This is a genomic window from Actinomadura harenae, assembly GCF_003696215.1.
Taxonomy (GTDB): domain Bacteria; phylum Actinomycetota; class Actinomycetes; order Streptosporangiales; family Streptosporangiaceae; genus Spirillospora; species Spirillospora harenae.
In genome coordinates this window covers 31,322-51,589 of record NZ_RFFG01000056.1, presented here as the reverse complement: position 1 = coordinate 51,589, position 20,268 = coordinate 31,322, and the positions used below count along the sequence as shown (strand labels likewise).

Below are 20,268 nucleotides of genomic sequence, written 5' to 3'. Positions count from 1 at the left end.
GCGCGCGGGCACTGCGGGCCCTCGCCGGGTCGCCCGCGTCCACCAGCGAGCTGGCGCGCCGCCTCGGGGTGTCGGCGCCGACCGCGTCCGTCCACGCGGCGACGCTGCGCGAGGCCGGGCTGACCGCGTCGATGCGCGAGGGGCGCAGCGTCCTGCACTGCGTCACGCCGCTCGGCACCGACCTGCTCGCGGCCAACCCGGGCCCGCAGTTCGCGCGCGGCTGACGCGCGAACCGCGAACCACGGGCCGCGAGCCACGGGCCGCGAACCACGGGCCACGGGCCGCGGAGCAGGGCCGAGCTAGCGCGCGGCGATGATCATCCCGGCGGCGACCGTGTTGTTGGTGGCCTCGTCGATGAGGACGAAACCGCCGGTCAGCCGGTTGCGGGCGTAGTCGTCCACGAACAGCGGCTGGGTGACGCGCAGGCTGATCCGGCCGATCTCGTTCAGGCCGAGCCCGGTCGCCTCCTCGTCACGGTGCAGGGTGTTGACGTCCAGCCGGTAGTTCAGGTCCTTGACCATCGCGCGCGCGGTGCGGGTGGTGTGCTTGATGGTGAGCTTGGTCCGGGGGGTGAGCTGCCGGTCCGGGGTCATCCAGCAGACCATCGCGTCCAGGTCCTGCGCCACGTCCGGACGGTTGTTCGGACGCGCGATCATGTCGCCGCGGCTGATGTCGATGTCGTCGGCGAGCCGGAGCGTCACCGACATCGGCGCGTACGCCTCGTCCACCGGGCCGTTCGGGCCGTCGATGTGCGTGATCGTCGTGGTCAGCCCGGACGGCAGGTGCACGACCTCGTCGCCCGGCTTCAGCACGCCGCCCGCGACCTGCCCCGCGTAGCCGCGGTAGTCGTGCAGCTCGGGGTCGGTGCTCTTGTGCGGGCGGATCACGTACTGCACCGGGAACCGCACGTCGATGAGGTTCCGGTCGGACGCGATGTGGACGTGCTCCAGGTGGTGCAGCAGCGAGGCGCCCTCGTACCAGGGCGTGTTCACCGACCGCTCCACCACGTTGTCGCCGTGCAGCGCCGAGATCGGCACGAACGTCAGGTCGGTGATGTCGAGCTTGGCCGCGAACGCGGTGAACTCGGCGACGATCCGCTCGTAGACGGCCCGGTCGTAGTCGACCAGGTCCATCTTGTTCACCGCGACGACCAGGTGCGGGACCCGGAGCAGCGTCGCCAGGAACGCGTGCCGCCGGGACTGCTCCAGGATGCCCTTGCGCGCGTCCACCAGGATGATCGCCAGGTCGGCGGTGGACGCCCCGGTCACCATGTTCCGGGTGTACTGGATGTGCCCCGGGGTGTCGGCGATGATGAACTTGCGGCGCGGCGTCGCGAAGTACCGGTACGCCACGTCGATGGTGATGCCCTGCTCCCGCTCGGCCCGCAGGCCGTCGGTGAGCAGCGCGAGGTTGGTGTACTCCTCGCCGCGGTCCGCGGAGGTCCGCTCGACCGCCTCCAGCTGGTCCTCGAAGATCGACTTGGAGTCGTAGAGCAGCCGGCCGATGAGGGTGGACTTGCCGTCGTCCACCGAGCCCGCCGTCGCGAACCGCAGGATGTCCATGGGCTGGCCCGCCGGCCCCGCCTCAGCGCTCATCAGAAGTACCCCTCCTTCTTGCGGTCCTCCATGGCGGCCTCGGAGGCCCGGTCGTCGGCGCGGGTCTGGCCGCGCTCGGTGATCCGGGTGGCCGCGATCTCCTCGATGACCCGCTCCAGCGTCGACGCCGACGACTTCACCGCGCCCGTGCAGGACGCGTCGCCGACCGTGCGGTACCGGACGGTCGCGTCGAACTCCGGCTCGTCGTCGCCGCGGTTGGCGAACCCGGTCTGCGCGTCCAGCAGCATGCCGTCGCGCTCGAACACCCGGCGGGTGTGCGCGAAGTAGATGGACGGCAGTTCCAGTTCCTCGCGCCGGACGTAGTCCCAGATGTCCAGCTCTGTCCAGTTCGAGAGCGGGAACACCCGGACGTGCTCGCCCTGCCGGATGCGCGTGTTGTACAGGTTCCAGAGCTCGGGACGCTGGTTCTTCGGGTCCCATTGCCCGAACTCGTCGCGGAACGACACGACGCGCTCCTTGGCGCGGGCCTTCTCCTCGTCGCGGCGGGCCCCGCCGAACGCGGCGTCGAACCGGTGCTCCTCGATCGCGTCGAGCAGCGTCGTCGTCTGGAGCCGGTTGCGGGACGCGCGGCGCCCGGTCTCCTCCGCGACGCGCCCGGCGTCGATGGACTCCTGGACGGACGCGACGACCAGGCGCAGGCCCAGCTCGTCCGCGCGCCGGTCACGGAACTCGATGACCTCGGGGAAGTTGTGCCCGGTGTCGACGTGCATGACGGGGAACGGGATCGGCGCGGGCCAGAACGCCTTCTGCGCCAGGCGCAGCATCACGATGCTGTCCTTGCCGCCGGAGAACAGGAGGACGGGCCGCTCGAACTCGGCGGCGACCTCGCGGATGATGTGGATCGACTCGGCTTCCAGCACGTCCAGTTGGGACAGCAGGTAATCGGAACGCTGCATGGGTGAGGACTTCCTGACGTCGGGGCGGCTCAGGTCGGGGCTAGTCATTCGGCACGGTGTCGGCCATTCGGGACGGTGTCAGCTATTCGGCACGATGTCCGACAGATCCCGGATGCCGGTCAGCAGCGTCGACGTCGATCCGGGATGGCACACCAGGATATCCGGCAGCCACGGGTCGGCCCTGTTGTAGACCAGGGGCGATCCGTCCAGGCGGGACGCGGTCGCGCCCGCCGCGAGCGCGACCGCGGCCGGGGCGGCCGAGTCCCACTCGTACTGGCCGCCCGCGTGGACGTAGCCGTCCACCTCGCCGAGCAGGACGGCCGAGATCTTCGCGCCCGCCGACCCGATCGGCACGAGGTCGAGCTCGACGGGCACGCGCTTCGCCAGGTCCTCGAGGAACGCGGGCGGACGCGTCCGGCTCACCGCGATCCGCAGCCGTCCGGGCTCGGCGGGCTCCGGCACTGCCAGTTCCCTCGCCTCGGCGCACGCGGTGCCGACCGTCTCGGCCGTCCACCCCGACGCCGCGAGCCCCGTCGGCACCACCGCCGCCGCGACCCCACCAGTGCGCCCACCCTCGCCGGTGTGCGCGGGCGCGTTCGGGGGGTGGGGTGTCGTGGTGGTGAGGGTGATGCCGCGCGCGGGGAGGGCGACGGCTCCCGCGGCGAGGCGGTCGCCGGTCCACAGCGCGACGTGGACGGCCCAGTCGAGCCGTCCCTCCTCGCTGAACTCGCGGGTGCCGTCGAGCGGGTCGATGATCCAGACGCGGGGGGCCGCCAGGCGGTCCCCGGCGGCGGTGTTGGCGGTCGGCGCGGCGGACGACCCGGCGGACCGCTTGCCCGCGACCGACGCCCGTCCCTCCTCGGAGAGCACCGCGTCGCCTGGACGGCGCTCGGCCAGCGCCGCCATCAGGTACTCGTGCGCCCGCAGGTCACCGGTGTCCTTGAGCGTGCGCGCGTCGTCGAAGCCCAGTTCGTCGCGGACGCCCAGGAGCAGCCGGCCCGCCTCCGTGGCCAGCTCGGCCGCCAGTTCGTGGTCCGCCGTCCGGTCCGTCCCGAGGTCGGTCATCCCGCCGTCACCCGCCATTCCCGACTCAGCCGATCAGTTGGGTTAAGAATGCCATGGTTCCCGGCACGGGCCCCACACCGGGGCCCGGCCCCGACGCCCGGGACGCCCGCCTCAGTAGGCGCCCGAACCCCGGAACACCGCCGACCACGTCTTCCACATGATCTGAAGATCCATCGCCAGTGACCAGTTCTCCACGTACCGCAGATCGAGCCGCACCGACTCCTCCCAGCCGAGGTCGGACCGGCCGCTCACCTGCCACAGCCCGGTCAGCCCCGGCCGGACGACGAGCCGCCGGTACACGTCGCCACCGTACCTGGCGACCTCCTCCGGCAGCGGCGGACGCGGTCCCACCAGGGACATCTCACCTCGCAGCACGTTGATCAGCTGGGGCAGCTCGTCCAGCGAGTAGCGCCGCAGCATCCGGCCCACCCGCGTCACCCGCGGATCCGAGCGGATCTTGAACAGGACGCCGCCGCCCTCGTTGTCGTCCATGAGGTCGGCCTTGCGGCGCTCGGCGTCGACGACCATCGTGCGGAACTTCAGCACGGTGAACTCGCGTCCGCCGCGTCCGACCCGGACCTGCCGGAACAGCACCGGACCACGGTCGGTCACCTTGATCATCACGGCGACGGTCAGCAGCAGCGGGCTCAGCAGGAGCAGCGCCAGCGCCGCGCCGACCCGGTCGAGCAGCGTCTTGAGCGCCTTGCGGACGCCGTCCAGTTCCGGGTGCTCGACGTGCAGCAGCGGCAGCCCGGACACGGGACGGATCGAGATGCGCGGGCCCGCGACGTCCATGAGCGCGGGGGCGACGGCCAGCTCCACGTCGTCCCGCTCGATCTGCCAGGCGAGCCGGCGCAGGGCCACGCCGTCCATCTCCGGGCAGGCCAGCACGGCGACCGAGTCGGCGCCGACCCGGTCCACGACCTGGGCGACCTGGGCGAAATCACCACCGACCGGAACCTTCCGGACCGGTCCGCCCTCGTCGTCGGGCGGCAGGCACACCGCCACGACGTCCATGCCGTGGTACCGCTTCTGCCGCAGCAGGCGGATCAGGTCCGACAGGGCGGCGCGGTGCCCGACCGCGACGACCCGGCGCATGCAGGCGCCCTTCCAGCGCCGCCGGTGCAGCCGCTTGCGCAGCCGGTACCGCGCGACCAGGGTCAGGAGGACGCCGAGCGGCAGCGCGACCGCCACGTACCCGCGGGCGATCTCGATCTTGAACGCGTAGGACAGCATCGCGACGGCCGCGACGAGCAGGAACCCCGCGCGCAGGACACGGTGGAACTCCTCGTAGCCGACACCGGTGTAGCGCGGGCGATAGGCCCGGCACAGCGCCAGCCCGACCAGCCAGAACAGCGGCAGGCTCGCACTGAACACCACATAGGGAACATCATCGTCACTGGGAACGCCGGGGAATCTCACCTCGAAGGCCACCCCGGCTCCGGCCAGCATCGCGACCGCGTCGAGCGCCACCGCGGCCCGCTGATAGGCCCGCATCCACTGCTGGACGCCCGCCCGCGCGCGGGCGGCGCCGGAGGACTCGGCTTCCGACGATCGAAGCCCGTCCACCACGGTCATGCCGACACCACCGCTCTGCCCGTCTGCCCCGGAACGTGGTTCACACCCCGGTGACGGCCGAATACCGCACGAGGTTCACATGCGCCCACATGCACCACGTTGTGATGCATCTTACGGGCGTCAGGAGGCGTGGAAGACGTTCTGCGCCGCGTCCAGCCCGTCGGTGAGCAACGCCTCCACGGCGTCACCTGCGCGTTCGGCGTTCAGATCGAGCTCCTTGCGCTCGGTCGACGAGAAGTCCTTGAGGACGAAGGCGGCGGCGTCCATCCGGCCCGGCGGACGGCCCACGCCGAAGCGGACCCGCAGGTAGTCCTTGTCGCCGAGCGACTTGGTGATGGACCGCAGCCCGTTGTGCCCGTTGTCCCCGCCGCCCTTCTTGAGGCGGATCGCCCCATAGGGGATGTCGAGCTCGTCGTGCACGACGATCGTCCGCTCGAGCGGGACCTTGTAGAAGTCGCGCAGCGCCTTCACCGGCCCGCCCGACTCGTTCATGTACGAGCGCGGCTTGGCCAGGACGACGCGGGCGCCCGCGAGCCGCCCCTCCAGGACGTCCGCGCGCCCCTTGTGCGACTTGAACCTCCCGCCGACGCGCCCGCCCAGGACGTCCAGCACCATGAACCCGGCGTTGTGCCGGTTGCCCGCGTAGGACGGCCCCGGGTTGCCCAGCCCCACGACCAGCCACAGATCAGTGCTCACCACGTGTCCTCGGAGAAAACGGGCACGGCCCCTTCCGGTGCGGACGCACCGGAAGGGGCCGTGCTCAAAGAACTTGCCGAACGAGCGTCAGGCCGAACCGGCCGTCACTCGGCGGCGGCCTCGGCGGCCTCGGCCTCGGTCGGGACCTCGGTCTCGGCCGCGGCGGCCTCGCCCTCGGTGTCGCCGGCGGACGCGGACGCGTCGTTGATCTGCAGGATCAGCGCCTCGGCGTCGGTGACCAGGATGACCCCGGCCGGCAGCTTCACGGAGGAGGCGTGCACCTGGGTGCCGACCTCGAGGCCGTCGATGGCGACGTCCACGGCGGTCGGGATGTGGGTGGCCTCGGCCTCGACCGACAGCTGGACGGTCTCCTGGGCCACGACGCCACCGGCGACGACGTCACCGACGACGTTCACCGGGATCTCGACGGTGACCTTCTCGCCGCGCTTCACCGCGAGGAGGTCGACGTGCTCGATGGAGCCCTTGATCGGGTCGCGCTGGACGTCCTTCGGCAGGGCCAGCTCGGCGCCCTTGCCGTCGACCTCGATGGAGAGCAGCACGTTCGCGGTCTTGAGCGCGAGCATGAGCTCGTGGCCCGGCAGCGCGATGTGCACGGGGTCGGTGCCGTGGCCGTAGAGGACGGCGGGCACCTTGCCGGCCCGGCGGGTGCGCCGCGCGGCACCCTTACCGAACTCGGTGCGCGGCTCGGCGGCGATGCGTACCTCGGACACGGCGAAAACTCCTCGTTGTTGCGATCCACGGCCGACCGGCACGGTCGTCCGCTACGGACAGTGCGAAATCAGGCGTTGCTCGATGCGTCATGCGATGCGTCATGCGCGTCGAAGACTCGATTCGCGTTCCTCCGGGGAGTGCGGAACCTGCCCAGGTTCCACTGCCAGGGCCGCACTGAACCGACCCGGGGGCATACGCGGATTCACAGAGTCTAGCCGATGGCCGGAACGCCTCAGTCCATCGACCGCCGCATTGCGTGAGCCCCGGCCGGACCATCGGGACGATACGCCCATGATCAGCGGCCTGACGGCCCCTGGACGCGCGAACGCCCGGCCCGCCGAGCGGACCGGGCGTTCACCGGGGTCGATCAGCTGTGACCGCCGAACAGGCTGGTCACCGAGCCGTCGGAGAACACCTCGTGGATCGCGCGGGCGACCAGCGGGGCGATCGACAGCACGGTCAGCTTGTCGAACTGCTTGTCCTCCGGGATGGGCAGCGTGTTGGTCAGCACCACCTCGGAGATCTTCGAGTTCTTGAGCCGGTCCACCGCCGGGCCGGACAGCACGCCGTGGGTGGCGGCGACGACGACCTTGGTCGCGCCCTGCTCGAACAGCGCGTCGGCGGCCTTCACGATCGTCCCGGCAGTGTCGATCATGTCGTCGACGACCACGCAGGTGCGGCCCTCGACGTTGCCGACCACGTCGAACACCTTGACCTCGTTGGCCACGTCCGGGTCGCGCTTCTTGTGGATGATCGCCATCGGCACGCCGCCGAGCCGGTCCGACCAGCGCTCGGTGACCCGGACCCGGCCGGCGTCCGGCGCGACCACGGTGACCTTGGACAGGTCGAGCTTGTCCTCGAAGTGGTCGGCCAGCAGGTCCAGCGCGAACAGATGGTCGACCGGGCCGTCGAAGAAGCCCTGGATCTGCGCGGTGTGCAGGTCGACCGTGATCAGCCGGTCCGCGCCCGCGGTCTTGAACAGGTCGGCCATCAGCCGGGCCGAGATCGGCTCACGGCCGCGGTGCTTCTTGTCCTGCCGCGCGTAGCCGAAGAACGGCGCGACCACGGTGATCCGCTTGGCGGAGGCGCGCTTCAGCGCGTCCACCATGATCAGCTGCTCCATGATCCACTGGTTGATCGGCGCGGTGTGGCTCTGGATCACGAACGCGTCGCTGCCCCGGACCGACTCCAGGAACCGGACGAAGGTCTCGCCGTTGGCGAAGTCGTAGGCGGAGGTCGGCGTCAGCTCGACGTCGAGGTTCGCCGCGACCTCTTTGGCCAGTTCCGGGTGGGCGCGGCCGGTGAAGAGCATCAGCTTCTTCACACCGCTGGTCTCGATCCCACTCACTTGGACGACTCCCCCTCAGAAATCGGTGCGCCGCTCACTCGCCGGCCTTGCTCTCGTCCCGCTCGGGGATCTCTTCCCGCTCCGGGCCCTCGTTCTCGCGGGCCCGGCGCGCCGCCTCGGCGTAGGGGGTGCCGGCGCGCCTGCGCTCGACCCACCCCTCGATGTTGCGCTGCCGCCCGCGGGCGACGGCGATGGCGCCGTGCGGCACGTCATTGGTGATCGCCGACCCGGCGGCGGTGGTCGCGCCGTCCCCGACGGCGACCGGCGCGATCAGCACCGTGTTGCTGCCGACGAACGCGCGGGTCCCGATCACGGTCCGGGACTTGGTGACGCCGTCGTAGTTGGCGAAGATCGTCCCGGCGCCGATGTTGGCGCCCGGGCCGATCTCGGCGTCCCCGGCGTAGGTCAGGTGCGGGACCTTGGCCCCCTCGCCGACGTGCGAGTTCTTCACCTCGACGTACGTGCCCGCCTTGGCCTTGCGGTCGAGCCGGGCGCCGGGACGCAGGTAGGCGTAGGGCCCCACGCTCGCCTCCGGGCCGATCTCGGCGCCGACGCAGACCGCGTTCACCACGCGGGCGTCCTCGCCGACGATCGTGTCGGTGAGGGTGCAGCCGGGCCCGACCTCGGCGCCGGCGTCGAGCCGGGTGGTGCCGTGGAGCTGGGTGTTCGGGTGGACGACCGCGTCCGGTCCGGCGGTGACCTGGACGTCGACCCAGACGGACGCGGGGTCGACGATGGTGACCCCCGCGCGCATGAGGGCCTCGAGGAGGCGGTCGTTGAGCTGGCGGCGGGCCTGGGCGAGCTGGACCCGGTCGTTCACGCCCTGGGTCTCCACCCAGTCCGGGACGAGGTGGGCCCCGGCGCGGTGGCCGTCCCCGCGCAGGATCGCGACGACGTCGGTGAGGTACTCCTCGCCGCTGGCGTTGTCGGTGCTGACCCGCTTGAGCGCGTCGGCGAGCAGGGTGCCGTCGAAGGCGTACATGCCGACGTTGATCTCGCGGATCGCGCGCTGGGCGTCGGTGGCGTCCTTGTGCTCGACGATGCCGGCGACCGCGCCGTCCCCCTCGCGGAGGATGCGGCCGTATCCGGTCGCGTCGGGCATCTCGGTGGTCAGGACGGTCACGGCGTTGCCCTCGTCCTCGTGCGTGCGCACGAGCTCGGCGAGGGTCTCGCCGCGCAGCAGCGGGTGGTCGCCGTTGGTGACGACCACGGTCCCGCGCAGCTCCCCGGCCTGCTCCAGGGCGGTGCGGACGGCGTGTCCGGTGCCCCCCTGGCGCTCCTGGACGACCGGGACGGCGTGCGGCGCGGCCCCCTTCAGGTGCTCGACGACCTGCTCGCGCCGGTGGCCCACGACCACCAGCGTCCGCTCGGGGTCCAGGGCGCCCGCCGCGGCCAGCACGTGGCCCAGCATCGAACGCCCGCACAACTCGTGCAGGACCTTGGAGGTACGGGACTTCATCCGGGAGCCCTCACCTGCGGCGAGGACGATGACGGCAGCCGGGCGGCTGGCACTCACTAGGAGGCTCCTCGGCATCGCGGACGGAATGGTGACGGTGCGCGCCCGCGGTCGTTCACCTGCCGTCCACCGAGGTGCGGAGGACGGCGGAGCAGGTCAGAGCGCACCCGACACCCGAAGGATACCGTCCGGTCCGGATCCGTCGGCCAGCACCCGACGGGGGGAGGAAGCAGGTCAGCTCCGGCGCAAGGATTCGAACCTTGTCTAAGGGCACCAAAAACCCTTGTGCTGCCAGTTACACCACGCCGGAACGCCCGGCGGGACGATCGCCCCGCCGATCACCGCAAGGATACCGAAGCCGGACCCCGCCTCCGGAACCCCTTTTCCTCACGCGCCGAGCCAGTCGGGCAACGGTTCCCGGGCCTGCAGCCACTGCTCGGGCGGAGCCGTCCGGACGCCCAGGATCCCGCCCACGATGGCCGCCGTGGTGTCCATGTCGCCTCCGACGGCCGCGCACGCGCGGACGGCCCGCTCGTATTCGTCCAGGTGGGTGGCGACGAGCCAGAGGCAGAACGGGACGGTGTCCTGGGCGGAGATCCGGGAGCCGTTCCCGAGCTCGTGCGCGGCCTCCTTGGGCGTCTGCCGCAGCAGGTTCAGCGCGCGGCGCAGCCCCCGCCGGACGTACTCCCCCGAGCCCGGCGTGTGGTCGAGGGCGATTTCGATCACATCGCGCGGGGTCGGCTCGTCCGCGCGCGCGACGTAGGACGCCGCGACCGCGACCGCCACGGCCCCCGCGACGCCCTCCGGGTGGACGTGGGTGACCTCGGCGGACAGCTCGGCCTCCTGCGCCGCGCGGTCCGGGTCGTCCGCGAAGTAGGCGCCGAGGGGAGCGACGCGCATCGCCGCGCCGTTGCCGTAGGAGCCCTTGCCCTCGAAGGAGTCGCAGGCGGCGACGCGCCAGTCGTGGCCCGTCCGGACACGGGTGAGCAGCTCGGCCGCGCCGACGCCGTAGGCGCGGGCGACGTCCATGCGCTCGGCGAAGCGGGTGGCGAGGTCGTCCTGCTCGATCCGGTCGTGCCGGGCAAGGACGTCCACGACCGTGCAGGCCATCTCGGTGTCGTCCGTCCAGGCCCAGGGCGACGGCGGCAGGTCGCGGTCGGGCGCGAGGCCCCGGTTGGCGGCTTCGAAGAACCGGTCGCCGAAGGCGTCGCCGACCGAGAGTCCGTCCAGCGAGGCCAGGGCGCGGGTGAGGGGTGCCATGCGTGCTCCGTCCGGTGAGGTGCGGGTGTGGAGTGCGGGCGGGGTGCGAGGGGTGGTCGCGAAGTACGGGCTGGGTGCGAGGAGTGGACGCGATGTACGGGCGGGGTAACCGCATGGTGACCGTAACGCGACTTTCGGGCGCTGTGCGCGATTTTACCTTCGGGCGCTGTTTACTTACGGGAGCGTAGGTTACGTTGACGTAGGTAAGGGCGCATCGCCTGATCAGCAGGAAGAAGTGGTGACGCATGTCAACAGCCCCCGTCGTCGACGCAGCAGAGCGGCGTAAGGCACAACCGGAGTTCGACGCCGAGCCCCAGGGCACGGCGGAGAAGGTTCTGGTCGCGGTGTTCACCGGCGTCCCCTTCCTCGCGCTCCTCGCCGCCGTCCCGATGCTGTGGGGCTCGTTCCTGGGCTGGACGGACGTCATCCTCGCCGCGGTCTTCTACGTGCTCTCCGCGGGCGGGATCACGGTCGGCTACCACCGCTACTTCACGCACGGCTCGTTCAAGGCCAACCGCGGACTGAAGATCTTCCTGGCGCTCGCGGGCAGCCTCGCGATGGAGGGCCCGGTCATCACCTGGGTCGCCGACCACCGGCGCCACCACAAGCACTCCGACATGGAGCTCGACCCGCACTCGCCGTGGCGCTTCGGCTCGGACTGGAAGGCCCTCACCAAGGGCCTCGCCTGGGCCCACTACGGCTGGCTGTTCGACGGCAACCGCACCAACAAGCGCCGCTACACCCCGGACCTGCTCAAGGACCGCGACATCGCGGCCGTCCACCGCTGGTTCCCCGGCCTGGTCGCGGTGACCCTGATCCTCCCGGGCGTCCTCGGCGGCCTGATCACCTGGTCCTTCTCGGGCGCGCTCACCGCGTTCTTCTGGGCCGGCCTCGTCCGCGTCACCCTCGTCCACCACGTGACCTGGTCGATCAACTCGATCTGCCACACCTTCGGCGCCGAGCACTTCGAGGCGCGCGACAAGTCCCGCAACGTGTGGTGGCTCGCGATCCCGTCGCTGGGCGAGTCCTGGCACAACCTGCACCACTCCGACCCGACCTGCGCGCGGCACGGCGTCCTCAAGGGCCAGATCGACATCAGCGCGCGGTTCATCTGGGCGTTCGAGAAGCTGGGCTGGGCGACCAACGTCCGCTGGCCGAACGCCGAGCGCCTCGCCGCCCGTCGCCTGGGCGCCTCCGCGGACACCGAAACGGCCGCGACCGCCGCCTCTGGCGGCGAGAGGGCCGCGTGACCGTCACAATTGACGACGTGACTGAACCCGCCCCAAGGTCGCGCAGGAAGCGCATGACCGGCAAGGAACGACGCGAGCAGCTCCTCACGATCGGACGGACGCTGTTCGCCGAGCGGGGCCTGGACGGCACCTCGGTGGAGGAGATCGCCAGCGCGGCGGGGGTCTCCAAGCCGGTGGTGTACGAGCACTTCGGCGGCAAGGAGGGCCTGTACGCGGTGGTCGTGGACCGCGAGTTCGAACGGCTGCTCTCCCTGGTGGCCGAGGCTCTGAACTCGGCGATCCACTACCGCTCCAAACTGGAGAAGGCCGCCCTCGGGCTGCTCGAGTACATCGAGGAGAGCCCCGACGGGTTCCGCATCCTGGTGCGGGACTCGCACGGCGGCACCGGCACCGGCTCCTACGCGAGCCTCCTGAGCGAGATCGCCGGGGAGGTCGAGCACATCCTCGCGCAGGAGTTCAAGCGCCACGGCTACGACGACAAGGCCGCGCCCATGTACGCGCAGTCGCTCGTCGGGATGGTCGCGCTGACCGGCCAGTGGTGGCTGGACGTGCGCAAGCCCGGCCGCGAGGAGGTCGCCGCCCACATCGTCAACCTCGCCTGGAACGGCCTGTCCGGCCTCGAACCCCGCCCCTACCTCGACCCGAAACGGCGCCGCAAGGAGCTGGAGCGGATGGAGAAGCAGCGGGAGAAGGCCCAGGCCAAGGCCGAGAAGGCCGAGGCGAAGGCCGGACGCGCCGAGGAGAAGGCCGCCGCGAAGGCCGAGAAGGCCCAGCGCAAGGCCCGCCGCGACGACGACGACACGGAGGACGGCCCGTCCGACCTGGACCCGGCCGACCTGGACGCGACCGACCGCGACGCGACCGACCTGGACGCGGCCGACCTGGACGCGGCCGAACACGAGACCGGGGAGCCGGCCGAGCCCGAGAGCGGGGACGAGAGCGAGACCGAGACGGTCCGCGACCCCGCCGAGGCCGCGACGCGCTGAGAAGCCTCCTCGGACGCTTCACGCCTCGAGGGCGGTCCCGCATCACGCGGGACCGCCCTCGGCCGTTCTCGGCGTCCTGACGCCCGCCACCGCGCCCCTGTCGCCCGCTCAGGCGGGCTGGAGGAACTCCAGGCGGTTGCCGGCGGGGTCGGTGGCGTAGAAGCGCCGGTAGCCCGGGAAGAGGCCGTCCGGGGTCACCTCGTGTCCTGCCGCGCGAAGCTCGGCGGCGAGCGCGTCCAGGTCGTCCACCAGGAAGGCCGGGTGGGCCTTCTTAGGCGCGCGGAACTCCGGATCGATACCGACGTGCAGTTCGAGCCCGGGGCCACGGAACCAGGCGCCGCCGCGCTTGGCCAGCTCCTCGGGCTTCGGGATCTCGGCGAAGCCCAGGACCCCCGTGTAGAAGGCCCGCAGGGAGTCCTCGGATCCGGCGGGCGCGGCGATCTGGACATGGTGGTAGCCCGTGATGGCCATGGGGTTCTCCCCGAAAGCTAGGGGACGAGAAGCGTGGACGCGGAACATATGGGACGCCGTCCGCCGGTCGGGGTGACGCACCGCAGGGGAACGGAATCGCCCCCGTCCGGCGGACGGCATCCTGCTCTAGGGATCGGCGCGCTTCGTGGCGACCACGAAGATGCGCCGGAAGGGGAACACCGTTCCGTAGGAGGTCCGCGGGTACGCCTCGCGGAGGCGCTCCCGGTAGACGCCGACGAACTCGTCCGCGTCGGACGGGCCGAGCGCGGTCAGGACGGGCCGCAGCGCCGTCCCCTTGACCCACTCCAGCACCGGGTCCTCGCCGTGGAGCACCTGCGCGTACGTGGTCTCCCACGCGTCCACGCGGCAGCCGAGCCGGGCGAGGACGTCGAGGTAGCCCGCCGGGCCGAGGACCGGGTCGGGCCGGACGATCCCGCCGAGCCGGTCGCGCCAGCGCGGCGACTCGCACAGCTCGCGCAGCAGGACGTGGCTCGGCGCGCCGAAGTTGCCGGGCACCTGGAAGGCGAGCACGCCGTCGTCCGCCAGGGCGTCCAGCCAGCGCGGGAACAGCTCCTCGTGCCCGGGGACCCAGTGCAGGACGGCGTTGGCCACGATCAGGTCGACCGGACGCTCCGGACGCCAGTCGGCGACGTCCCAGACGCCGAAGGCGAGCCGTCCGGGGATCTCGTGCGCGCGGGCGGCCTGGATCATCTCCAGGGAGCTGTCGTAGCCGTCGATCACGGCGTCCGGCCAGCGGGCCGCCAGCGCGGCGGTCAGCTCGCCCGGACCGCAGCCGAGGTCGACCACGTAGCCGGGGCTCTGAGGCCGGTCACGGGGCCCGACACGGGCGATCAGCTCGAAGTACGCCCTGCCGCGCTCGCCGCCGAAGGCCCCGTACTGCGCGGGGTCCCAGACGGCCGCGGGCGGACGTCGCACGTCTCTTGACATCAAGACAGATGATGCCCCGGCCGCTATCTTGATGTCAAGAAAGTCGTCTCGATATCAAGACAGGTAGGGTGACCTCATGCACGACGAGGTCGATCGGCTCGTCGAGTCCTGGCACACCGAGCGCCCGGACCTCGACGTCTCTCCCCTGCTGGTCCTGAGCCGGGTCTCCCGCCTCGCCCGCCACCTGGACCGGGCCCGCCGCGCCACGTTCGCCGAACACGACCTGGAGTCGTGGGAGTTCGACGTCCTGACCGCCCTGCGGCGGGCCGGAGCGCCCTACGAGCTCTCCCCGGGACGCCTGCTCCGCGCCACCCTGGTCACCTCCGGCACGATGACCAACCGCATCGACCGCCTCACGGCCGCCGGACTCGTCGAACGCCATCCGGACCCCGGCGACAAGCGCGGCGTCCTCGTCCGGCTGACCGACGCGGGCCGCACCCGCGTCGACGCCGCCTTCTCGGCCCTCCTGGAACGCGAGCACGCCCTCCTCGACGCGCTCACCCCCGGCGACCGCGAGACCCTCGGCGGCCTCCTCCGCACCCTCCTGGTCCCCTTCGACACAGACCAGGACTGACCCCGGGCCCCGCCTAGGCCCGCTCGATCTCGTAAAGGTAGACGTCGAGGTCGTCGCTGACGGTGAAGCCGATCACGTGGTCGCCGACCCTGAGGTGCCAGGATCCCTCGCCGTCCGGCGTCGCGGACTCGGGGATGCCCTCGCGCATGATGACGACGACGGCGCGGGCCACGTCGGCCTGCGCCGCCTTCGAGAGCTGCTCATAGGCCTGGTAGGCCAGCCGCTCCCACTCGATGTAGAAGGACACTAGGAGCCCGCCTCGCCTCGGGCCGCCCGCCTGTCGGCGATCTCCGCGAGCAGTTCCTCGCGGACTCCGTCGGGAAGGTTCGACGCCTCGACGAACTCCTCCGCGGTCATGCGGATGGTCTCGCCGCGGTCCCGCCGCCGCTCGGTCTGGATCGCCTCCTTACGGAGGTTCCGGTACTCGTCCAGGGGGACGATGACGGCGGACTCGCCGCCGAGGTGGATCACCTGGTGGTCGTCGCCCTCGGGCAGCACACGCTCAGCCATGAGCCCCATGCTAGGTGTCATGGGGCCCACGCTAGAAGAGGTGGCCCTGTTGCGGCGTGGGAATGCCGCGATGTCCGGTTATTCGACGTCCTCGGCGAGCATCAGCCACTCTTCCTCGACTTCGGCGGCTTCGGCCTGGAGGGCCTTGAGCTCGGCGTCCAGTTCCTGGAGCCGGCCGTAGTCGGTGGCGTGGGCGGCGAGCTGCTCGTGCAGGGCGGCCTGCTGCTTGGCCAGCTTCTCCAGGCGGCGTTCCAGGCGGTCGAGCTCCTTGCGGGCCTTCCAGTCCTGGCCGCTGCTCTTGGGCTTGGCGGCGGCGGCCTGGGGCGCCTGCGCGGCCGCGCGGACGGCCTCGGCGGTCTTCGTCGTCGCCTGCCCGGACGCGCGGCGCCCGAGGTACTCGTCGACGCCGCCCGGCAGGAACGACACCTTGCCGTTGCCCAGGAGCGCGACCACGCGGTCGGTGACGCGCTCCAGGAAGTACCGGTCGTGGCTGACGACGACGAGGGTGCCCGGCCAGCCGTCGAGGATGTCCTCGAGCTCGGTGAGGGTCTCGATGTCGAGGTCGTTGGTCGGCTCGTCCAGCAGCAGGACGTTCGGCTCGCCCATCAGCAGGCGCAGCACCTGGAGGCGGCGGCGCTCGCCGCCGGACAGGTCGCCGACCGGGGTCCACTGCCGGTCGCCGCGGAAGCCGAGCCGCTCCAGGAGCTGGGACGCGGTCCACTCGCGCTTGCCGACGGTGATCCGCCGCTTGATCTCCTCGACCGACTCCAGGACGCGCCGGTCCGGGTCGAGCTCGTCCAGGTTCTGCGAGAGGTGGGCCAGCTGGACGGTCTTGCCGCGGACCATCCTGCCGGACGTCGGGTGGACCTCGCCGTCCAGCAGGCGCAGGAGCGTCGACTTGCCGCTGCCGTTCACGCCGACCAGGCCGAGCCGGTCGCCGGGGCCGAGCTGCCAGGTCAGCCGCTCGAAGATGTCGTTGCCGCCGATCGTGACCGTCACGTCCTCGAGGTCGAAGACGGTCTTGCCGAGGCGGGCGGTCGCGAACTGGGTCAGCTCGACGCTGTCGCGCAGCGGCGGCTCGTCGGCGATCAGCGCCTGCGCGGCGTCCACCCGGAACTTGGGCTTGGACGTGCGGGCCTGCGGGCCGCGGCGCAGCCAGGCGAGCTCCTTGCGCAGCAGGTTCTGCCGCTTGGCCTCGGTCGCGGCGGAGATCCGGGACCGCTCGGCCTTCGCCAGGACGAACGCCGAGTAGCCGCCCTCGTACCGCTCGACCTTGCCGTCCACGACCTCCCAGGTGCGGTCGGTGACCTCGTCGAGGAACCAGCGGTCGTGGGTGACGACCAGCAGCGCGACCCGGCGGGCCTTCAGGTGCCGGGCGAGCCAGTCGATCGCCTCGATGTCCAGGTGGTTGGTCGGCTCGTCCAGGACGAGCAGGTCGGACTCGGGGACGAGCAGCCGCGCGAGGGCCGTCCGGCGGCGCTCACCGCCGGACATCCCCGCGATCGGGGAGTCGAGCGAGAGGTCCGACAGCAGGCCGGAGAGGACCTCCCGGACCCGGGTGTCGCCCGCCCACTCGTGCTCGGGGCGGTCGCCGAGCACGACCGAGCGGACGGTCGCGCCGTCCGGGAAGTCGTCGCGCTGGGTGAGGTAGCCCATGCGGAGGCCGCCGGTGTGGGTGACGCGGCCGTCGTCCGGGCCCAGGCGGCGGGCGAGGATCGCGACCAGGGTGGACTTGCCGCCCCCGTTGCGTCCGACGACGCCGATGCGGTCGCCCTCGTCCAGCCCCAGGGACACCCCGCTCAGCAGCGGGGACGGTCCGTACGACTTGCTGATGTTCTCAACATTGATCAGATTCACGGCGGACTCAGACTACCGTCGCGCCGGGGACGGGTCCGTCCGCGCGGACGACCTGGCGGGCCACGCCCGTCTGGCCGAGCGCCGCGGCGAGGTCGGCCGCGTGCTCGGGCGACGCGGCCAGGAACGCCGTCGTCGGCCCCGATCCGGAGACCAGGGCCCCGATCGCGCCCAGCTCACGGCCGGTGTCCAGGGTGCGGCGCAGCGACGGGCGCAGCATCACCGCGGCGGGCTGGAGGTCGTTGGTCAGGGCAGCGCCGAGCGCGTGGGCGTCCCCGGCGGCCAGGGCCTTCATCAGCGCCTCGGACGGCCGCGGCCAGGGCACGTCCTCCCCCTGGGCCTCGCGCAGCCGGTCGCACTCTCCGTACACGGCCGGGGTGGACAGGCCGCCGTCCGCCGTCGCGAACACCCAGTGGAAGGTGCCGGACGTCTCGACCGGCGTGAGCCGCTCGCCCCGGCCCAGGCCGATCGCGGTGTCGCCGAGCAACGCGAACGGGACGTCGCTGCCGATCTCGGCGGCCAGTTCGGGCAGGGCCGGGAGGATCCGGTCGGCCTTCCAGAGGCGCGCGCAGGCGAGCAGGGCCCCGGCGGCGTCGGCGCTGCCGCCGGCCATGCCGCCCGCGACCGGGATCGCCTTGCGGATCCGCAGCTCGACGTTCGGCTCGACACCGAGGCGCTCGGCCAGCAGCCGGGCGGCGCGCAGGGCCAGGTTGTCGCCGTCGACCGGGACGTCCTCGATCGCGACCTGCGCGTCCGGGGCGGCCTCGACCGTCACGACCGGCTCGTCCGCCGGGAGGGCCGTCACCTCGTCGAAGAGCGACACGGCGTGGAACACGTTGACCAGGTCGTGGTAGCCGTCGTCACGGAGGGGCCCGACGCCGAGCTGGAGGTTCACCTTCGCGGGGACGCGTACCGTCACTGGAGTCACGCTCAAGGAGCGTACGGTAAGCGCGACCCGCCCCGGGCCGTCAGGGCCCAGGGCGGAGGCGCCGTTCAGGAGCCGGGGGTGACGGGGAGGTTGCGGGGGTTGAAGAACGGCGTGGTCGCCAGCTCGCGCAGCGCCGAGACGGCCTTCTTGTCGCCGGACACCGAGAACCGGTGCGACTGGTCGCGCGGCTCGGTCGCGTCCTCGTCGGAGTCGTAGTACGCGACGGCCTTCACCTGCGGGTGCTCCTGGAGGTACTGGCTGGCGTTGCGGAGCCACTCGGCCCGCCGCGAACCGAAGGACGCCGGGACGCCGAACTCGCCGATCATGACCGGGCGCGGGTGGTCCTTCGCCCACTCCAGGAACTTGCGGGCCACCTCGGACAGGTCGCGGTAGTCGTAGTCGGCGCCGGGGTACACGTCGGCGCAGACCCAGTCGACCTCGTCGTCGCCGGGGTAGTAGTCGGGCGCGCCGTCGGGGAAGCCCTTCGCGGACGGGCACCAGACCCACGCGACGTTGTCGACCTTCTCCTCGTTGAAGATCAGCCGCAGGTGCTTCCACGCCGCGACGTAGTCGACCGGCTCGTGGATCTTCGCCGCGGCGGCCCGGTCCATGTCCGGCTGCCAGCGCAGGAACACCGGCTTGCGCGTCGCCTTCAGGGCCCGCGCGCGCTGCCGGACCATGTCGTCGAACTTGCCCCCGAGGATCAGTTTGGTGTCGCCCGCCGACCAGCTGAGCAGCAGGTACCGGTCACCGGCGAGGACGGCCTTGTCGGCGTCGTCCGGGAAGTCGGCCTTCCAGCCGTGGTAGCTCTGCGCGATGTCCAGCTTGCGGCCGAGCTGCCGCTCGAAGCCCTCCAGGGCGGTGATCGACGCCGGGGACGAGGACGACTCGTCCGCGCCCGCCGACTTCGTCGGGCTCGGGGAGCCGCTCGGCAGCGCCGTCCGCTCGTCCGGGGAGACCCAGGCGCCGAAGTAGGCCCCGCGCTGCGGCGGGGTCGGCGCGACCCCCTGCTTGACCGTGGTGGTGATCCTCGGCGTGGCGCGCGCGCCGTCCGAGCAGCCCGTCACCGCCAGCGCGAGCGCCGCCGCGACCGCCGTCCCCGTCAGGACGCGTTCACGTGCCCGCACCGCCCGGTAGGCCCCCGTCACCCGCGCGCTCAGCATGGCCCTCCGCCTCTTCCGGTTCCGGCGACCGCCCCTGGCCGCGGATCTCGCCCACAGGACGATACTGGGCGATGCGGGCGAACGCGGCCACGTCGAGCTGCTCGCCCCGGGTCTTCGGGTCGACTCCGGCCGCGCGCAGGGCCTCCTCGGCGGCGGGGGCGGAGCCCGCCCAGCCCGCCAGCGCGGCCCGCAGCGTCTTGCGGCGCTGCGCGAAAGCGGCGTCCACCACGGCGAACACCTCCTTGCGTGAGGCGGTGGTCTCCGGCGGCTCGCCCCGGGTGAAGGCGACCAGGCCCGAGTCCACGTTCGGCACCGGCCAGAAGACGGCGCGGCCGACCGGACCGGCCCGGCGGGCGTCCCCGTACCAGGCCAGCTTCACCGACGGGACGCCGTAGATCTTGCCGCCGGGCGAGGCGGTCATCCGGTCGGCGACCTCGGCCTGCACCATGACCAGCACTCTCGCCAGCGACGGCAGCCGCTCCAGCAGGTGCAGGACGACCGGGACGGCCACGTTGTAGGGCAGGTTCGCGACCAGCGCGGTCGGCGCCGGGCCCGGAAGCTCTGTGATCTTCAACGCGTCCGCGTGGACGACCTCCAGCCGGTCCGCGAGGTCCGGCTCGCGCGCGCCCACCGTGATCGGCAGCGCGCGGGCGAGGGCCGGGTCGATCTCGACGGCCGTCACCCGCCGGACCTCCGGCAGCAGCGCGAGCGTCAGCGAGCCGAGGCCCGGCCCGACCTCGAGCACCACGTCGTCCGGCGTCAGCTCCGCGGCCCGGACGATCCGCCGGACGGTGTTGGCGTCGATGACGAAGTTCTGCCCGAGCGTCTTGGTCGGCCGGATGCCGAGCGCCCCGGCCAGCTCGCGGATGTCGGCCGGGCCGAGAAGTCCCTGAGAGTCCCCCACGTCCCCAAGTCTTCCAGGTGCCCGGGGGTGCTC

The 20,268-nt window shown here is 72.0% G+C and carries 21 protein-coding genes and 1 tRNA gene; 4 read left to right on the top strand and 18 right to left on the bottom strand.

Features of this window, described 5'->3' with window-relative positions; all coding sequences use genetic code 11:
- A partial coding sequence (locus tag EBO15_RS27150; protein ID WP_147481663.1) for a helix-turn-helix domain-containing protein occupies positions 1-224 on the top strand: 224 nt, incomplete at its 5' end.
- A gap of 75 nt (positions 225-299) precedes the next feature.
- Here EBO15_RS27150 and EBO15_RS27145 read toward each other — a convergent pair.
- The 10 genes from EBO15_RS27145 to EBO15_RS27100 all read right to left on the bottom strand — a co-directional run bounded on the left by EBO15_RS27145 (position 300) and on the right by EBO15_RS27100 (position 10,647).
- Positions 300-1,562, bottom strand: a complete 1,263-nt coding sequence (locus tag EBO15_RS27145) for a sulfate adenylyltransferase subunit 1 (RefSeq protein ID WP_122197282.1) — start codon at positions 1,560-1,562, stop codon at positions 300-302.
- A 32-nt stretch (positions 1,563-1,594) separates the two neighbouring features.
- The gene (gene cysD, locus EBO15_RS27140; RefSeq protein WP_122197281.1) at positions 1,595-2,512 is read right to left on the bottom strand and encodes a sulfate adenylyltransferase subunit CysD; all 918 of its coding nucleotides are present in this window, start codon (positions 2,510-2,512) and stop codon (positions 1,595-1,597) included.
- Positions 2,513-2,590: 78 nt separating this feature from the next.
- Entirely contained in the window at positions 2,591-3,577 is a 987-nt protein-coding gene (locus EBO15_RS27135) for an inositol monophosphatase family protein (protein ID WP_122197289.1), read from the bottom strand.
- Positions 3,578-3,688: 111 nt separating this feature from the next.
- Positions 3,689-5,155, bottom strand: a complete 1,467-nt coding sequence (locus EBO15_RS27130; protein WP_122197280.1) for a sugar transferase — start codon at positions 5,153-5,155, stop codon at positions 3,689-3,691.
- 120 nt (positions 5,156-5,275) lie between these two features.
- Positions 5,276-5,851, bottom strand: a complete 576-nt coding sequence (pth, locus tag EBO15_RS27125; protein ID WP_122197288.1) for an aminoacyl-tRNA hydrolase — start codon at positions 5,849-5,851, stop codon at positions 5,276-5,278.
- A gap of 104 nt (positions 5,852-5,955) precedes the next feature.
- A complete protein-coding gene (locus EBO15_RS27120; RefSeq protein ID WP_122197279.1) occupies positions 5,956-6,582 on the bottom strand; it encodes a 50S ribosomal protein L25/general stress protein Ctc in 627 nt (208 codons plus the stop codon).
- Between the two features lie 368 nt (positions 6,583-6,950).
- Positions 6,951-7,931: a ribose-phosphate diphosphokinase gene (locus EBO15_RS27115; RefSeq protein WP_122197278.1), complete on the bottom strand. Its 981-nt coding sequence runs from the start codon at positions 7,929-7,931 to the stop codon at positions 6,951-6,953.
- Between the two features lie 34 nt (positions 7,932-7,965).
- Complete coding sequence (glmU, locus tag EBO15_RS27110; RefSeq protein ID WP_122197277.1) at positions 7,966-9,447, bottom strand: bifunctional UDP-N-acetylglucosamine diphosphorylase/glucosamine-1-phosphate N-acetyltransferase GlmU; 1,482 nt, start codon at positions 9,445-9,447, stop codon at positions 7,966-7,968.
- Positions 9,448-9,625: 178 nt separating this feature from the next.
- Positions 9,626-9,697, bottom strand: a tRNA-Gln gene (locus tag EBO15_RS27105).
- Positions 9,698-9,774: 77 nt separating this feature from the next.
- The gene (locus EBO15_RS27100) at positions 9,775-10,647 is read right to left on the bottom strand and encodes an ADP-ribosylglycohydrolase family protein (RefSeq protein WP_122197276.1); all 873 of its coding nucleotides are present in this window, start codon (positions 10,645-10,647) and stop codon (positions 9,775-9,777) included.
- Between the two features lie 245 nt (positions 10,648-10,892).
- On the opposite strand from EBO15_RS27100, the gene EBO15_RS27095 reads away from it, so the two are divergent.
- Both EBO15_RS27095 and EBO15_RS27090 read left to right on the top strand, forming a co-directional pair.
- Complete coding sequence (locus tag EBO15_RS27095; protein ID WP_122197275.1) at positions 10,893-11,897, top strand: acyl-CoA desaturase; 1,005 nt, start codon at positions 10,893-10,895, stop codon at positions 11,895-11,897.
- A 53-nt stretch (positions 11,898-11,950) separates the two neighbouring features.
- Positions 11,951-12,883 carry a TetR/AcrR family transcriptional regulator gene (locus EBO15_RS27090; RefSeq protein ID WP_233616459.1) on the top strand — a complete coding sequence of 311 codons (933 nt, stop codon included), beginning with the start codon at positions 11,951-11,953 and terminating at the stop codon, positions 12,881-12,883.
- A gap of 108 nt (positions 12,884-12,991) precedes the next feature.
- On the opposite strand, the gene EBO15_RS27085 is transcribed toward EBO15_RS27090, so the two are convergent.
- Both EBO15_RS27085 and EBO15_RS27080 read right to left on the bottom strand, forming a co-directional pair.
- Positions 12,992-13,354, bottom strand: a complete 363-nt coding sequence (locus EBO15_RS27085) for a VOC family protein (RefSeq protein ID WP_199744832.1) — start codon at positions 13,352-13,354, stop codon at positions 12,992-12,994.
- A 126-nt stretch (positions 13,355-13,480) separates the two neighbouring features.
- Positions 13,481-14,302, bottom strand: coding sequence for a trans-aconitate 2-methyltransferase (locus EBO15_RS27080; protein WP_122197273.1), 822 nt, complete (start codon positions 14,300-14,302; stop codon positions 13,481-13,483).
- 76 nt (positions 14,303-14,378) lie between these two features.
- Here EBO15_RS27080 and EBO15_RS27075 point away from each other — a divergent pair, with 76 nt between their 5' ends.
- Entirely contained in the window at positions 14,379-14,876 is a 498-nt protein-coding gene (locus EBO15_RS27075) for a MarR family winged helix-turn-helix transcriptional regulator (protein ID WP_122197272.1), read from the top strand.
- Positions 14,877-14,889: 13 nt separating this feature from the next.
- Here EBO15_RS27075 and EBO15_RS27070 read toward each other — a convergent pair whose 3' ends face one another.
- From EBO15_RS27070 to rsmA, 6 genes are all read right to left on the bottom strand, one after another.
- A complete protein-coding gene (locus EBO15_RS27070; RefSeq protein ID WP_122197271.1) occupies positions 14,890-15,123 on the bottom strand; it encodes a hypothetical protein in 234 nt (77 codons plus the stop codon).
- A complete protein-coding gene (locus EBO15_RS27065) occupies positions 15,123-15,386 on the bottom strand; it encodes a hypothetical protein (RefSeq protein ID WP_147481662.1) in 264 nt (87 codons plus the stop codon). The genes EBO15_RS27070 and EBO15_RS27065 overlap by 1 nt, the downstream gene beginning before the upstream one ends.
- 78 nt (positions 15,387-15,464) lie before the next feature.
- On the bottom strand, positions 15,465-17,243 hold the full coding sequence (locus EBO15_RS27060; protein WP_122197269.1) for an ABC-F family ATP-binding cassette domain-containing protein: 1,779 nt from the start codon (positions 17,241-17,243) through the stop codon (positions 15,465-15,467).
- A 7-nt stretch (positions 17,244-17,250) separates the two neighbouring features.
- Complete coding sequence (locus EBO15_RS27055; RefSeq protein ID WP_122197286.1) at positions 17,251-18,168, bottom strand: 4-(cytidine 5'-diphospho)-2-C-methyl-D-erythritol kinase; 918 nt, start codon at positions 18,166-18,168, stop codon at positions 17,251-17,253.
- A 65-nt stretch (positions 18,169-18,233) separates the two neighbouring features.
- Entirely contained in the window at positions 18,234-19,331 is a 1,098-nt protein-coding gene (locus EBO15_RS27050) for a glycoside hydrolase family 26 protein (RefSeq protein ID WP_122197268.1), read from the bottom strand.
- A complete protein-coding gene (gene rsmA / locus EBO15_RS27045) occupies positions 19,282-20,235 on the bottom strand; it encodes a 16S rRNA (adenine(1518)-N(6)/adenine(1519)-N(6))-dimethyltransferase RsmA (RefSeq protein WP_122197267.1) in 954 nt (317 codons plus the stop codon). Before rsmA ends, EBO15_RS27050 begins: the two co-directional genes overlap by 50 nt.
- Between the last annotated feature and the right edge of the window lie 33 nt (positions 20,236-20,268).

Excerpts from the sequence above, each read along its gene's own strand:
- EBO15_RS27145 (WP_122197282.1), bottom strand. The coding sequence starts at position 1,562 with ATGGACATCCTGCGGTTCGCGACGGCGGGCTCGGTGGACGACGGCAAG.
- cysD (WP_122197281.1), bottom strand. The coding sequence starts at position 2,512 with ATGCAGCGTTCCGATTACCTGCTGTCCCAACTGGACGTGCTGGAAGCC.
- EBO15_RS27135 (WP_122197289.1), bottom strand. The coding sequence starts at position 3,577 with ATGACCGACCTCGGGACGGACCGGACGGCGGACCACGAACTGGCGGCC.
- EBO15_RS27130 (WP_122197280.1), bottom strand. The coding sequence starts at position 5,155 with ATGACCGTGGTGGACGGGCTTCGATCGTCGGAAGCCGAGTCCTCCGGC.
- EBO15_RS27100 (WP_122197276.1), bottom strand. The coding sequence starts at position 10,647 with ATGGCACCCCTCACCCGCGCCCTGGCCTCGCTGGACGGACTCTCGGTC.
- EBO15_RS27095 (WP_122197275.1), top strand. The coding sequence starts at position 10,893 with ATGTCAACAGCCCCCGTCGTCGACGCAGCAGAGCGGCGTAAGGCACAA.
- EBO15_RS27090 (WP_233616459.1), top strand. The coding sequence starts at position 11,951 with ATGACCGGCAAGGAACGACGCGAGCAGCTCCTCACGATCGGACGGACG.
- EBO15_RS27085 (WP_199744832.1), bottom strand. The coding sequence starts at position 13,354 with ATGGCCATCACGGGCTACCACCATGTCCAGATCGCCGCGCCCGCCGGA.
- EBO15_RS27080 (WP_122197273.1), bottom strand. The coding sequence starts at position 14,302 with ATGTCAAGAGACGTGCGACGTCCGCCCGCGGCCGTCTGGGACCCCGCG.
- EBO15_RS27075 (WP_122197272.1), top strand. The coding sequence starts at position 14,379 with ATGCACGACGAGGTCGATCGGCTCGTCGAGTCCTGGCACACCGAGCGC.
- EBO15_RS27065 (WP_147481662.1), bottom strand. The coding sequence starts at position 15,386 with ATGGCTGAGCGTGTGCTGCCCGAGGGCGACGACCACCAGGTGATCCAC.
- EBO15_RS27050 (WP_122197268.1), bottom strand. The coding sequence starts at position 19,331 with ATGCTGAGCGCGCGGGTGACGGGGGCCTACCGGGCGGTGCGGGCACGT.